The following is a 14519-nucleotide window of genomic DNA, read 5'->3' on the forward strand; positions in this document are numbered from 1 at the left end:
CCCCCTTGCACCTATTCTATCGAATTCATCTATCTATATAATAGAATTTACCCTCCTGAAACCGGAGGAATAATCGCAATCTCATCATATATACTCACGAGGTCCTCAGGAGCGGCGTAGGCTTGATTTCTGGCAACAAAAGAACCCTGCAACTGAGCTGCCGATTCAGGGAAACACTCGGATAGCAAGTCTTTTAACGCGGCAACGGTCATCGTTTCTTGCTCAGTAGGCACCATAATTATAGGCCCTCCCATCTGTTCCGCAAGTCCGGCAAATACTTGAATATGATAGTTCATTTAACATGCCCTCCTTTTCAGTACAGTGAATGTCCACCACATATGTACCAAGAAAAACCAACATGAATGAATACCCCGAAAGGTTTTATTCCATGCTGGTTAACTATGACGGTGTACATTGAAGATTTGTATATTATATTTTAGATTCGACCAGTTCATCAATCCGTTCAGTATGCGTATACACATTCAGAGAACGACTGCGTATAAAGCCGACGGTCGTAATTCCCAGATCCTCAGCCAACTCAAGTGCAAGCTCTGTGGGAGCTGACTTGGACAAAACAACTTCACAGCCAATCTTCGCAACCTTCAACAAAATTTCAGACGAAATGCGTCCGCTGAATACTATGATTTTGTCTTGCAATACAATATCATGTTTTAAGCAATGTCCATAGATTTTATCCAGCGCATTGTGTCGGCCGATATCTATTCTGGACAGGATCATGCCGTCTTTATCGCACAACGCTGCATTATGAACACCACCGGTCTGTTGGAACGTAAGTGCCGAGCTTTGCATTAAATTCATCAAGCGGAAGCAATCGTCAAAGGACAGCGTAACATGGGTGTCATTCATTCTTTTTGCCACTTTGGCATCATTCATAAAATAAAAGCCCTGTCTACTTTTACCGCAGCAGGAGGTAATGTACCGTTTGGAATGAAAGTTTTGATAAAACTCATTCATTCGACGGGTTTTAATATGAACAAAACCTTCTTTTTCCTGAACCCAAATATCTTCGATATCATCGTACCGTTGAATGACGCCTTCAGAGGCCAAAAAACCTACCGCCATATCCTCCACATACTCCGGTGTACAAACCATGGTAGCAAATTCCTGCTGATTGATTTTGATGGTCACCGGATGCTCCGTCACCACAGTGTCTTCAAAACGCTTGATCTGACCGTCACGATAACGTAGAATCTCACGTTTTACCTCAGCTGGCTTTTCCATGTGCTCCACTCCCTTGTTTCTGACAGGCTGGCTCTTCGGCTCACCCGCCGATGTGTGACATTTCAATTTTAGATGTTGCTTGCTGTGTATGATTCAGCCGTTCCTCTGAATAGCGATCGGTACGTTCTCTCCAAACACGCTCAATGTAAGCTCTAATCTCGTCATCGGACTGTTCGGAACGCAGCATCGCGCGAAGCTTGTACCCTTGCGAGGCAAACAGGCACGTGTACAAGGAGCCTTCAGCAGAAATTCTCGCTCGTGTACATGTGGAGCAGAAGGCGTCCGTAACAGACGAAATAATGCCGATTTCCCCGTCTCTGTCCTGATACCTGTAGCGCGTCGCCACCTCACCTTTGTACTGGGGTGGGACAGGCTCTAACGGCATATGCTCGTGAATGGCTTCGATGATCTGCTGCTTGGAAACGACCTGATCCAATTTCCAGCCATTGGTGTTGCCTACATCCATAAACTCAACAAAACGTAAAATATGCTTTTCCTTTTGGAAATAGTCGGCCATGGGCACAATATCCTGATCGTTAAAGCCCTTTTGCACGACCATATTTATTTTCACCTGCATCCCTGCTTGAGCCGCAGCCTCAATACCATCCAGCACCGCCTTTACACTGCTTCTGCCCCCGTTCATTTGGCGGAACCGATCATCATCGAGCGAATCCAGACTAACCGTCACTCTCTTTAGTCCCGCCTCTCGCAGTGCTACAGCATATTTAGGCAAAAATACGCCGTTTGTCGTCATTGCAATATCTTCAACCCCATCGAGTTGAGTTAACGAATGAATAAGCAAGGACAAATTTTTCCTCAGCAACGGCTCGCCACCAGTAATACGCAGCTTCGTAACACCCAGCGAGACAAAAATACGGGAAAGGCGCGTAATTTCCTCAAAGGTCAATATCTTTTCTTTTGGCAAAAACGGATAGTCATGGCCAAATATTTCTTCCGGCATACAATATCGGCACCGAAAATTACATCGGTCTATGACGGATATTCTTAAGTCCCGTAACGGACGATTCCATTGATCGTCGCTCCGGTTCGCCATCCTGTTCACCTCAATCCGTCTTCATTAATAAAACTCTTTACACTCTAAATTGGGACGGTATTTCCATTCATTTTATACTGAACCAAAAAACCGGCATCACAACAACTTCTTCGCTTATGAATATCGAAGAATCTGCTAAATGCCGGTTAATTTATCTACATCAGGATTTTACGAATCCCACATCATGTGATATAGAAAAATCAAACTAACAAGCGCTGCGACAAATAAAATATACGCGATTCCCACGTACACTCCATTTACGATTGCTCTGAAATAGATTACATTCCTATTGTTAGCAATCCTGGAACGTTTGTCAATGATTTTTCGATTTCTCAGACGATAATCATTATCAATTAAAAAATTAATAATGTACCGTTGAACTATCTTAAATTTTACGTTATAGTTACACGAGATGACATGCAGAAAATGACATATCTAAGTTATTCAGAAGTTATTGATATACAGACGGTGCGTACTGTCTGTTATTAATACATATTCAAATGGCGGATTGGCCTCCAGGACCTAGAGCTTGGTCACTACTCCACCATAAACACAAGTGCTGGAACACGAGCACTTGTGTTTATGGTGGAGTTTTTTTATTCCTAATTTTTAAATTTAAAATCTGAAAGGAGCCTGAACCGTGACTGATAGTGCGATCAAAATTACATTAAACGGACAGGAACTGAAAACGAAGAACAGCGCAACGATTCTTGAAGTGATTAACGAAAACAACATCGCCCATCCCCAGCTGTGTTACGTTCCCGAAGTCGATCCGATCCGTACCTGTGACACATGTATCGTGGAAGTGGACGGAAAACTTATGCGTTCCTGCTCGACACTGGCTTCCGATGGAATGAATATTCATTTACATTCGGATCGCGCGAAAGCAGCTCAAACCGAGGCTATGGACCGATTGCTGGAAAATCATCTCCTCTACTGCACAGTGTGCGATAACAACAACGGTAATTGTACTTTGCATAATACAGCAGAGCTAATGGAAATTGAACATCAAAAATATCCGTATCAACCGAAAGTTGACCCGACAGAAGTAGATATGTCTCATCCTTTCTATCGATATGACCCCAATCAATGTATTGCATGCGGCCAGTGCGTAGAGGTATGCCAAAACCTTCAGGTCAATGAAACGCTCTCCCTTGACTGGGAAGCTGAACGCCCTCGCGTCATATGGGACGACAGGGTTGCGATTAACGATTCCTCCTGCGTTAGCTGCGGTCAGTGTGTAACCGTCTGCCCATGCAATGCCTTGATGGAGAAATCCATGCTGGGAGAAGCAGGCTTCATGAGTGGCATGAACAAGGATTTATTAAATCCGATGGTGGATTTAATAAAGGAAGTGGAGCCGGGCTATAGTGGGATTTTTGCTATTTCCGAAGCCGAAGCAGCGATGCGTGAAACCCGTACGAAAAAAACGAAAACCGTCTGTACGTTTTGCGGTGTAGGTTGCAGCTTTGAAGTTTGGACCAAAGACCGCAAAATTTTGAAGGTACAACCTACCTCTGAGGGACCTGTTAACGGTATCTCGACATGCGTAAAAGGGAAATTTGGCTGGGATTTTGTGAACAGTGATCAGCGTCTGACCTCCCCTTTAATTCGTCAAGGTGACGAATTTGTGGAAGCAACCTGGGAAGAAGCCTTGAGCCTGATGGCCAGCAAAATGGGAGCTATTCAAGAAACTTACGGCGGTGAGGCACTCGGCTTTATTTCTTCGTCCAAATTTACCAATGAAGAAAACTATTTGATGCAGAAGTTGGCTCGTCAGGTCTTCCAAACGAATAACGTCGATAATTGCTCACGGTATTGCCAATCTCCTGCGTCATGGGGGCTGCAATACACCGGAGGCATCGGTGGGGACAGCGGTACGATTAAAGACATTGCCAAAGCAGGTTTGGTCATGCTGGTCGGTTGCGCGCCGGGAGAAGGACATCCAGTGCTGGCTACTCGTATCAAACGTGCGCATAAGCTGCACGGTCAAAAGTTGATCTCGGTCGACCTGCGCAAGCATGAAATGGCAGAACGCGCAGATCTGTTCATTCGTCCGAAGCAAGGTACTGATTATGTATGGTTATCCGCTGTAGCCAAATACATCATTGAGCAAAACTGGCATGATGCAAAATTCATTGAAGAGCATGTAAACTTCTATCCTGAATATTTGAAGTTACTAGAGCGTTTCACCCTGGAATTTGCCGAACAGGAAACTGGTATTTCCAAAGAGACACTGATTGAGGTAGCGACTTTGATTCACGAAGCCGACGGCACTGCCATTTGTTGGGGCATGGGTGTGACGCAAAACATCGCAGGCTCTTACACTTCGATTGCAATTGCCAACCTGCTGCTGGTGACTGGAAACTTTATGCGTCCGGGTGCAGGCGCATATCCGCTTCGCGGACATAACAATGTTCAGGGTGCTGCCGATATGGGTACGATGCCGGATATTTTCCCGGGCTATCAGCCCGTGACGAACGATGTCATTCGTGCCAAGTTTGAAGCGGCCTACGGCGTACAAATTCCAGGTCAACGCGGACTGGACAACATTCAGATGCTGGAAGCTATTGAAACAGGTAAGCTCAAAGCGATGTATATCGCTGGAGAAGAGATGGCATGGGTGGATGCTGACTCCAACCATACCCAAGAAATGCTGGCGAACTTGGATTTCCTTGTCGTTCAGGATGTATTTCTGAGCAAGACAGCTGAATTCGCTGACGTTATTTTGCCAGCCGTACCTTCACTCGAAAAAGACGGAACCTTTACGAACACCGAACGTCGTGTTCAGCGTCTATATGAAGCACTCCGCCCTCTAGGAGACAGCAAACCAGATTGGTGGATTTTCAGCCAATTTGCCAAGCATATGGGATTTGATTGGGATTACAGCCATCCAAGTGAAATTTTTGAGGAAATGGCGTCGCTCACTCCATTTTTCTCCCAATGTAATTATGACGTTTTGGAAGGCTGGAATAGCTTCCACTGGGGATCGCCGGATGGTAGCAATACACCGTTGCTGCACACCAACGGCTTTAACTTTCCGGATAAAAAAGCGCGTTTGGGACTTTTCGAATATGTACCACCGAAAGAGTACCCCGTTGAATTCGATTTGACCTTAAATAATGGTCGACTGCTTGAACAGTTTCATGAAGGAAATATGACGACCAAATCAGCGGGTATTCAGCTCAAACTTCCAAAAGTATTTGTGGAAGTGTCACCTGAATTGGCTGAGGAGCGCGGAATCACTAATGGATCGCTGATTCGATTGGAATCCCCTTATGGTGCGGTCAAGCTACGCGTTCTGGTTACAGACCGCGTGCAGGGAACTGAAATTTATGTGCCAATGCACTCTACCAGCCATGATGGTGCGGTCAATCTGTTAACTGGTGGAGCGTTCGATGTGGTCACCCGTACACCGGCCTATAAACAAGCCAAAGTACGGATGCAAATTTTGGAGGTAGACGGTCAAAATCCACTACCACGTATCAATCCGCGTTACAAAAAACGTCATCCGCAAAATGGGGTTGAAGTGGACCGTAAGTGGAACCGTCCCGGTTATGTCGATTTGGTGGATCAAAAATAAGGAGGTCAAGCCGTGGCTAAGCCTATTTCAATTGTGAGAAAACGCGTTCTGACAGAAGAAGAACGGCAAAAACAATCGCTGGATCAGCTTACTGCTGATCTGGCGGACAATGGGGCGGCATTGCAGAAGACGCTTGAAATCGTACGCGAGCTGCACGACAGTGGTCTTCTCGAAGCAGCTCAGTCTATGCTAAAAGCCAAAGAAAGCATCGCCAAAATCGCTGTAGGACAAGCGACGCGTAAGCCTGTGACGAACATCATCAATAATCTCATGGGAGCAGCAGGGATGCTGTCTGAGGTAGACCCCGAGCTGATGAAAAAGCTGACAAATAGCGTTACTAATGGCCTGAACGAAGCCGAAGAACATCTAAAGCAGAATAAAAAGACTCGTCTGCGCGATCTTATGAAGGCGATGAATGATCCAGATGTAAACCGGGCAATGGGATTTGGTATTCATTTTCTCAAAGGAGTGGGAAAAAGTTTGTCTGATAAATAACTCATAGAGCGTGAAGATGGAAGACTAGTAAACAACAGACAATAAAAAGAGCTGGCTCCGAAAACGGAGGCAGCTCTTTTTATTTATTTTTTATCCACCTGCAATAGCGTCACCGTTTTAAGAGAAACAGCATCTTTTATTTGCTCCTCTGCGATGACCTTGAGCTTAAGCAAACTGGCAATCTTCGACGTATCCGGCTTGGAAAACAAGCGCCATAGCTGCGGATCAGGCAGTGAATCATACAGCTTTGTATGATCGTATTCCTTGCGGTGCTGCTGTATAATCTTGACTCGGTAGTTGCCAATTTCCCAATCTGATACTTCCTGCTGTGCACAATGAGCGGTAATGTCATTACGCAAATCAGTAAGTTCACCTTCAATTTCTTTTTGCTTTTGCTTTAACTGGTAATAGCGACGTACCTTGTTTTCCAATCCCATCACGCTCCTCTGCTTACATATGTATGTTTGCAGAAGCGTTTTAGGACAAGTTTTGTAATGTTAGGATTGAAGGTATAACTGCAAAAGCATTTCCCGGGTAATGGAAAGGTCCATAAGTTGAGAGCATCATCATCCAAACTTTATTTAGGTACATTCGTCCCTGGATTTACAGGCCCTGCTCCTTGGGATTTCCCCTTACGTTTCATGTAATTGGCCCAGTATGCCGTCAGAATAGGTACTAAAATCGAGGTCACAATGACCGAAGCGGCAACTAAGGCCGTTGCAGATTGCGCAACAGGCAGAAACTCAGGCTTGATATTGGCGACAATGACTGGATTGGCTACTGCTGCTCCTGCTGTACTAGAGGCTGCAATTCCTGCTGTACCGTTGCCACCACCGATATATTTGTCCGCCAAAATCAGTGGAATACCTGTAATGATAATGACAAAAACACCCAATAAAATACCAAGCATACCTGTCTGGACAATGACACTCAGGTCAATGGAACAACCAAGTGCAAAACCGAAAAATGGAATCAAAGCTTGCGTTGCGTTCCCAAAATATTTTCGGAAATCATGATCCAGATTGCCCAACATAAAGCCGACCAAAAATGGTAATACCGCCCCCACAAATGTCTGCGGTTCAAAAACGGCCAGCCCAGTGCTACCCAAAATAATCATGGTCACCAACGGACCCGATTCCAGTGACATCAGTACAAATGCTCCTGCCTCTTCCTTGGAGCCATACTGCTGCATAATGGAGGCGTATAACCCGCCGTTCGTCATATCCATAGCCGAGATCAGCGCCAGCACCGACAAACCTGCAAATAGTCCACTTTCTACACCACCAACAGGCAGCAATCTGGATGCAATGATCGCCACTACCCACGCAACCGCGATTTTGGTCAATACGAGCGTTCCTGATTTACGCAATACAGTACCCGTCGCTCGCACATCTATAGAAGCACCCATACAAAAAAACCACACTGCTAAAATGGGTACCGTACCTGTCATCAGCCCCTTGGTAAAAGATCCAAAATAGTCGCCTGCCCATGGAGTAAATGTATGAAAAAGTGCGCCAATAAACAGCGGCACCAGCATAATGCCCCCTGGAATTTTATCAATGTTTTGTTTAATTTTCATTACTTCGTTCAACCCTTTCGTTTTTGCCAATGCAAAAACAAGGCCGTATTACTTGCGGCTCAAGCCGAGCTCGGGAATCAGTCTTGCGAAGGTATCATGACTCTCCTTCAGTTGCTGCGCGAATGCCTCTGCATCCTGGACACGCAATCCCAACCCATGCTTACGCATTTCCTCCCTGAATTCCTCGTCTTTCGTCCCCTTGATCAGTGCATCCGTCAGCGTTTGAGCAACTTCATCCGGTGTATCCTTGGGTACAGCCAGCCCTCTCCAAGTACCGATAAAATGTACACGCAGCCCAGTGGCTTGTTGTAGTGTCGGCACTTTTGGAAACGCTTCCGAAATAGTGTCTGCCTGGATCGCCAGTATGCGAAGTTTCCCTTCGTCCACGTATTTCTTCACTTCTGCGGGACTGACAGGTACAGCATCCACAAATCCGCTCATCAAAGCGGAGACGGCTGGGCCTGCTCCCTCATAAGGGATATGGGTAAAGCGGACTCCGCTTTTCTGCTCCAGCATTGCGGCAGCAAGGTGCCATATGCTCCCCGTGCCTGCATTCCCCATTTTGAGCTTGCCGGGATGGGCCCCAGCATCCTCCAGAAATGCCTCCGCTGTCTTCCATGGTGCATCCGCCCGGACCGTAATGGCGGAAGGGTCCATATTGGTTTGAAGCAGCGGCTTAAATCGCTCATAGGTGAGCGGTAGCAGTCCCAAATGAGGCAACGTAGTCAGCTCAGCGACCAGATACGTTACGGTATAACCGTCCGCCTGCGCCTCAGCCCCTTCCATCAGCCCGACAGAACCGCCTCCTCCCGTTCGATTAACGACGATTATCGGCTGACCGAGATGCTTTTCGGCGGCTTTCGCCAACGCTCTCGCGGTAATATCTGTACCGCCTCCAGCCGCATAAGGAACGACGAGTGTTATTGGCTTCGTAGGAAATATACGGCTGTGATCCTGCAGGGTGCGGTGATCCACATATTCACTGATACTCAAGGCAGAAAGCATAGCTACTCCAGCCGCAACCAGCACATATTTTTGCCATGGCTTTTTCTTCATTACGTTTCCTCTTCTCCAAAAATGAACTGGGCCCGTCATGCGCCCGTTTTCACCTCCAACGTTTTCGGTCTTGTTGTTTGCGTTTACATGAAGTCAATGTACCGCAACGTGGAGGGCTACAGCTATCGCTTAATCTTCGTATTTATCTTCTATTTCGCCAAAGTATCGACCTTTTAACCGATCTGCATATTCATTGGAAGATTTGCTGATTTGTCTGAATTTCCCTGGGGTCACTTGTTTGTGCTTGCGGAATACCCTAATAAAGCTGTTCTCATTTCGGTATCCGACCTGTTCTGCAATTTCACCGATTTTCAAATGGGTTTCACATAGTAATGTGCATGCCTTTTTTACGCGTAATCCAGTCAAATAATCGTAAACGGTGGTCCCCGTTTCTTCCTTGAACATGCTGCTCACCGAGGACACGCTCATGTGAACATGATCCGCAATTTCCTGAAGCCCGATGTTCAAATGCAAGTGATGTTCCATATATTCGATCATCTCTTGTACACGCACAAAATCTTTGGACTGAATGCGGCCGTGCCATTTTTCTTCAATATCAGTCAACATAATGACCAGCAATACCTCAATGTCTTGAAGGTCTAGCGTCAGAATCTGATTCCAGTGGTAATCAGCAAGCTGATCCGGCGGCGTCACACTCTGAGTGGTACACCATTTTAGCAAATCTTCCAGCAATTCATGAACAAACAAGTAGACCTGGGCTGGGGATGTTCTGTGGAGTCGAAGTTCTTCTACCCAGTGGCTGATTAGCTTTACACTTGCACCAGGTTCCTGTGACTCCAGGGCACGAATCATTTCCACACGCCGATTGTCCAGCAATGTTGAATCCTGAATCTGCTCCTTTGACTGTTCATCCACTGTGTTATCCTTTTTCACACTTATGCTGCTGTCTATATTCGTATATGAACGTCCATACCCCTCATACAAACGCAAATTAAGGGCCTCTTTTCCTTTTATAAAAGACGCCCGTGCCTCTTGAATATCCGTGACTATATGACCAATCCCTATAGAAATAGTCAAAGGAAGATACTCACCGACAACCTGAATCAGCCTATCCACGCTTTTCTGAAGCAAAATGCTCTCTTGGAGGTCAGTCTCTGTACCAACTTCATTCGAACTCTCGCTGAACTGTAACAGCACAATAAAACCACTTTCCTCCTCCGGCGAGCATACTGCTTTCCAGTGAGGTTCGAGCATCTCTAGCAAAATATTGTTCAGCGCATACTTGAGCAGCATTTTATCCTCTTCTGGAAAGCTTGCGGCCCACGCAGAATACCGGTCGATGGACACGATCATGATAAACAAAGAATGGCCGTCCCAATCGGAAAAATACTGTTCCCATTTCATACGCATTTCCTGTATGCCCATTCTACGCTGGATGACATCTTCCATATATTTGGAACGCAGCTCCGGCAGGCTTCGCTCTACCACCAATGATTTGCGGTGAAACTCTCCAACCAGTTTGCTAATCACAGGTTCCAGGTCATACAATCCTCCTTGGCGCGTTCCCTTATTGCCCGAATTTAATAGGCTATTAATTTTTTTCATGGGGCGAAAAGCTGCATAATTGTAATAGTAAACTGCTGAGCACCCAGCCAGTATGGAGATAAAGGCCAGCCACAGCATCATATTGCGCGCCAGCTTTACATTTTTCAGCAGCTTGTCCATCGGAACGAGCGATACTAGACGCCAGCCCGTTACATCTGAAAAGGTTTGGTTGGCCATATATTCCATGTCCCCTATCTCCACATAAGCATAGGGACTCACATCCAGTTCTTTCAAAATCCTGCCCATATCATTTAAGGGTAAGGACGATCTCAGCTTGGGATAGATTAACTCGCCCTCCAGATCATACACGTATTGTGAGTTGGATAAATGAATATAGAGTTTGGAGAAAAAACGGTCATAATCCAGATTGATTAGCACCGCACCCATGACCTGACCATCCTCTACTATGGGCCTGGCCAGCGAAAGCAGCTCTACTGTCCCCTGTTCACGATCGGTGCCGTACCATCGCCGCTTAATCAACAACGGCTTTTTTTGAATGTCCTGAATCCAGGGAACCCATGTGGTATCCGGTGCCTGCTTCCAATCAGGCCTGTAACCATAATTGCTGGATACGAGAGCATGATTGTCCAAAGAAATAACTTCAACCGAATAAATTTCTTCGTGCGAAGAAAGGGTTTTCAAGTATTTCTGAAGCCGATCTATGACGGAGGCGTTGTCTTCCAGCGATTTCCCGTCCGTTTGGACACGTACAAAAGCCTCTACATCCGGATGATAGGCTGCGTCCAGCGCCTTGTTATCAGACTCACGAAAAGCCCGATTGGTCACATCCAGATTGATTTGCAATAATTCTATATTGGGTGTGTTCAGCTCGGTATCCAAACCTTCACGGTATCCTGAATACGATAGCAAGCCGATCACGCTAATCACAAGCGACACGCACAGAGTAAGCAGTAGAATCAATCTTGTCTGTTTATTTTTCAGTATCAATCGAAGCTTAAGTCGCAGCATTCCCGTAACTTCATCCTTCCGGACTTCGTTGTCCATCTTCCTCTGACCCATATACTGGTGACATATTCTCCCTATTACTATTTGACGCAAGAGTCGGAATTCCCTGCCTATGTAATTCAAACTTAATATAAGGAACAACATTCATATAAAAAAGAAGAAGTCTCCCTGTACAAGGTAGAACTTCTTCTTTGGCACTGCTTGTATTCATTATTCAGCAAAAACAGATACTTGCTTCACAGGTTTTAGCTTGTCTTTTCCACCTGAAAACGATCTAGCTCCCGCTGCATTTCCTCGCGAATCTGACGAAGCTCTTTTACCTTCTCAGCCGATTCCTCAAATGAACGCTTCTGCTCTACCGTGGAAGCCGTAATCTCTTCACTGCCTGCGGCGGATTGCTGAGTGATTGCGCTGATATTTTCGATAGCTTGCTGTACCTGTACGCTCAGTTCTCGCGATACATTCATGTCCGTTGATAACTTGCTGACTTGGCTGGCAATTTGCTGCACTTTGCCACTAATCTCTGTAAACGATTCGCCGGTTGAGGAGGTTGCCTTCTCCTGCTCACGGAACAGCTCCTGACTTTGCGCCACAGAAATCTTCACCTTATCCATAGCCTGCGTGATACCGTCAACTGCGGTATAAATTTTCTTTACAGCAGACTCTGATTGATTCGCCAGCTTTTTCACTTCATTGGCAACAACAGCAAAACCTTTTCCTGCTTCACCTGCACGTGCAGCCTCAATAGAAGCATTCAAGGACAACAGCGATGTTTGGCTGGCAATTTCGGAGACATATCCAGTCATGGTTGTAATCTCGACTGCATTAGCCTCCAGCTCCTTGACCGTCTGCTCCACTTCGGACATGGCTGAACGATTTTCTGCAACAATACGCAGTTGATCGCTCATGACCCGCGTACCCTGCTCAATGACACGCAAAGCATCCTCACTATACGCGGTCGATTGTGTGGTTTCCAGTAGATTCGATTCAAACTTCTGCTGCATCTCGTCCACAACGCCAACTGTCGACGACAGATCCTCAGCAATTTTCTGACTGCCTATTGCCAGTTCCTCTGTTGACGTGCTGACTTGTGTCACAATTTCCTTCATGGCCTCATTATGCTGATCAATATCCCGAGCCATCAGATCGACACGATTACCCGCCTGATCAATGGAGAGTACAATGCTGCGCAAGTTCCCGATCATCACCCGGAAAGATTCATTGAGCTCGTCCAGCTCATCGCGTCCCTTGGTTTGGGCAAGCTGCACTGTCAGATTTCCCTCAGCAATTTGCTTTGCGGCATCCGTTAATTTGCGTGTTCTAAGGGCAAGCTGCCTGGATGTATATGTATTATATAGCCCAACCGCCACCAGAAGTATAACTGCACCTGCCAAGGCCAATTGCCATGTAAAACGAATGCTCTTGGTCAAATCTTCTGTGTATTGGTCATAACGTGCCTTGGTCAGCAGATCCAGCATAAATACATCGTTCTGAATCCCTTGGGCACGCATGGCCTCCCGCTTGGACTCCGGGCTGTTTTGGGTACTCATGGCTTTCTCCGTTGCTACTTTCAATTGGCTGAATTTTGTTTTAATCGTATTCAGTCGCTTTTGCTGCGCTTCGGTTTGCATCATGCCCTGTGAAAGCAATGCAATCGTCTTTTCAGACTGAGTCAGTTGATTTTGCACATCGGCTTTGTTGCTCTCCGTCATGGAAGCTGAATAATTTTGCAGTGCCTGCCCTGACTGAATCAAATAGGCATTGAGCTGCTGTACATTCAACATAGCCGGAACCAGATTACTACTTTGCGAGTTAATACGAATTAATTCAAAAATGATATAAGCCACTAAAGCCAGGCAAGCGATCAAGGAAATCATCGCGTTCAGCACCAGTTTACCTTGCAGTTTCATCAGCTTTCATCCTCCGTTTGCGAAAATTTATTGGGTGGGAACAGTCAGTGTGCCGGATTTGATTTTTTCCTTTAAATCATCCAACAACTTTTGCTGATCCGGATTCAGTGTCACGACACGAATAGGCGCTAAACCTACGCCATCTTCTGCAAGACCAAACACCATATCCTTCTCCGTAAATTTTCTTTGATGATCTGCAAAGCCTTTGATTGCTGTATAAATTGCAATGTCTACATTTTTAAACATCGAGGTCACTACCGCTTTTTCCGCAATAAAAAACTGGTCACTATCGACCCCGATGGCTAATTTTTGCTGCTTTTGCGCTTCCTGTAGCGCACCTACACCCGTAAGACCTGCGGCTGCAAAGATAACATCAATCTGATCCTGATTAATCATGTCATCTGCAATTTCCGTACCCAGTTCCGGCTTTCCAAAATCTCCTGCATACGTTGCAGTAACTTTGGCATTAGGCTTGACTGATTGCACCCCTGCGCGATACCCAATTTCAAATTTTTTCAACAAAGGAGATTCCGCACCTCCGAGAAAACCTACCTGTTCGGTTCGACTCGTCAAACCCGCAACGACCCCAGCCATAAAACTGCCCTCTTCTGCTTTGAAGCTAATAGAGGCCACATTCGGTAAATCTGATTTCTCATCCACGATTAAAAATTTACGGTCTGGATATTTTTTGGCAATAGATTCTAAACTGTCCTTCACCATGTAACCCAGCCCAATGATTAAGTCTGCTTTTTCTTGAGCAAGCTGCTCAAAAGCCGCATCATACGTCTTGGTCTCAGTTATTTCCCGGTATTCAAAAACAATCTTCCCCTCATCCCTTGCCTTGACCAAACCTCGAAAAGCCGCGTCGCTGTAAGATTGGTCACCCAGACCAATATCTGACAGTACGATTCCCACCTTAATGGGCTGAGCCTTGGTTTGTGCTGCCGACTGCCCACATGCACTTAGCAATAATGCAAAGACTGTGACAATGGGAATCCACCTAAAATTCAACAATTTTGCTCGCTTCTTCATGACATATCACCTCAGCATAATTTGGAAATCCCCAAC

At 45.9% G+C, this 14519-nt stretch carries 11 protein-coding genes; 2 read left to right on the forward strand and 9 right to left on the reverse strand.

What is annotated here, in order from left to right; translation table 11 throughout:
* Nucleotides 1-47 precede the first annotated feature (47 nt).
* The 3 genes from ACUUJN_RS18365 to moaA form a co-directional block, all read right to left on the reverse strand.
* Nucleotides 48-296 (reverse strand): MoaD/ThiS family protein, encoded by a 249-nt coding sequence (locus ACUUJN_RS18365; protein ID WP_028542528.1) that lies wholly within the window; start codon nucleotides 294-296, stop codon nucleotides 48-50.
* 133 nt (nucleotides 297-429) lie between these two features.
* Nucleotides 430-1242 (reverse strand): formate dehydrogenase accessory sulfurtransferase FdhD, encoded by an 813-nt coding sequence (gene fdhD / locus ACUUJN_RS18370; RefSeq protein WP_023989569.1) that lies wholly within the window; start codon nucleotides 1240-1242, stop codon nucleotides 430-432.
* A gap of 40 nt (nucleotides 1243-1282) precedes the next feature.
* Entirely contained in the window at nucleotides 1283-2296 is a 1014-nt protein-coding gene (gene moaA / locus ACUUJN_RS18375; RefSeq protein ID WP_209942990.1) for a GTP 3',8-cyclase MoaA, read from the reverse strand.
* 640 nt (nucleotides 2297-2936) lie between these two features.
* Between moaA and fdhF the strand changes: the two genes are divergently transcribed.
* Together fdhF and ACUUJN_RS18385 are read left to right on the forward strand one after the other, a co-directional pair.
* Nucleotides 2937-5879 (forward strand): formate dehydrogenase subunit alpha, encoded by a 2943-nt coding sequence (fdhF, locus tag ACUUJN_RS18380; RefSeq protein ID WP_484668783.1) that lies wholly within the window; start codon nucleotides 2937-2939, stop codon nucleotides 5877-5879.
* 12 nt (nucleotides 5880-5891) lie between these two features.
* Nucleotides 5892-6374: a helical membrane plugin domain-containing protein gene (locus ACUUJN_RS18385; RefSeq protein ID WP_068942430.1), complete on the forward strand. Its 483-nt coding sequence runs from the start codon at nucleotides 5892-5894 to the stop codon at nucleotides 6372-6374.
* Nucleotides 6375-6457: 83 nt separating this feature from the next.
* On the opposite strand, the gene ACUUJN_RS18390 is transcribed toward ACUUJN_RS18385, so the two are convergent.
* From ACUUJN_RS18390 to ACUUJN_RS18415, 6 genes are all read right to left on the reverse strand, one after another.
* Nucleotides 6458-6811, reverse strand: a complete 354-nt coding sequence (locus tag ACUUJN_RS18390; protein WP_013311244.1) for a hypothetical protein — start codon at nucleotides 6809-6811, stop codon at nucleotides 6458-6460.
* 140 nt (nucleotides 6812-6951) lie between these two features.
* Nucleotides 6952-7953: a 2-keto-3-deoxygluconate transporter gene (gene kdgT, locus ACUUJN_RS18395; protein ID WP_341062591.1), complete on the reverse strand. Its 1002-nt coding sequence runs from the start codon at nucleotides 7951-7953 to the stop codon at nucleotides 6952-6954.
* 48 nt (nucleotides 7954-8001) lie between these two features.
* Nucleotides 8002-9009: a tripartite tricarboxylate transporter substrate binding protein gene (locus ACUUJN_RS18400; RefSeq protein WP_023989574.1), complete on the reverse strand. Its 1008-nt coding sequence runs from the start codon at nucleotides 9007-9009 to the stop codon at nucleotides 8002-8004.
* A 129-nt stretch (nucleotides 9010-9138) separates the two neighbouring features.
* Entirely contained in the window at nucleotides 9139-11580 is a 2442-nt protein-coding gene (locus ACUUJN_RS18405) for a helix-turn-helix domain-containing protein (RefSeq protein WP_484668784.1), read from the reverse strand.
* 206 nt (nucleotides 11581-11786) lie between these two features.
* Complete coding sequence (locus ACUUJN_RS18410) at nucleotides 11787-13451, reverse strand: methyl-accepting chemotaxis protein (protein WP_023989576.1); 1665 nt, start codon at nucleotides 13449-13451, stop codon at nucleotides 11787-11789.
* A gap of 27 nt (nucleotides 13452-13478) precedes the next feature.
* Nucleotides 13479-14483, reverse strand: coding sequence for a BMP family lipoprotein (locus ACUUJN_RS18415; RefSeq protein WP_023989577.1), 1005 nt, complete (start codon nucleotides 14481-14483; stop codon nucleotides 13479-13481).
* Between the last annotated feature and the right edge of the window lie 36 nt (nucleotides 14484-14519).

It is taken from the genome of Paenibacillus sp. LRG-1 (assembly GCF_057220305.1).

Coding starts and splice junctions, on each gene's coding strand:
- fdhD (WP_023989569.1), bottom strand. CDS start 1,242: ATGGAAAAGCCAGCTGAGGTAAAACGTGAGATTCTACGTTATCGTGAC.
- ACUUJN_RS18405 (WP_484668784.1), bottom strand. CDS start 11,580: ATGGACAACGAAGTCCGGAAGGATGAAGTTACGGGAATGCTGCGACTT.
- ACUUJN_RS18410 (WP_023989576.1), bottom strand. CDS start 13,451: ATGAAACTGCAAGGTAAACTGGTGCTGAACGCGATGATTTCCTTGATC.
- ACUUJN_RS18390 (WP_013311244.1), bottom strand. CDS start 6,811: ATGGGATTGGAAAACAAGGTACGTCGCTATTACCAGTTAAAGCAAAAG.
- moaA (WP_209942990.1), bottom strand. CDS start 2,296: ATGGCGAACCGGAGCGACGATCAATGGAATCGTCCGTTACGGGACTTA.
- ACUUJN_RS18365 (WP_028542528.1), bottom strand. CDS start 296: ATGAACTATCATATTCAAGTATTTGCCGGACTTGCGGAACAGATGGGA.
- ACUUJN_RS18400 (WP_023989574.1), bottom strand. CDS start 9,009: ATGAAGAAAAAGCCATGGCAAAAATATGTGCTGGTTGCGGCTGGAGTA.
- ACUUJN_RS18415 (WP_023989577.1), bottom strand. CDS start 14,483: ATGAAGAAGCGAGCAAAATTGTTGAATTTTAGGTGGATTCCCATTGTC.
- kdgT (WP_341062591.1), bottom strand. CDS start 7,953: ATGAAAATTAAACAAAACATTGATAAAATTCCAGGGGGCATTATGCTG.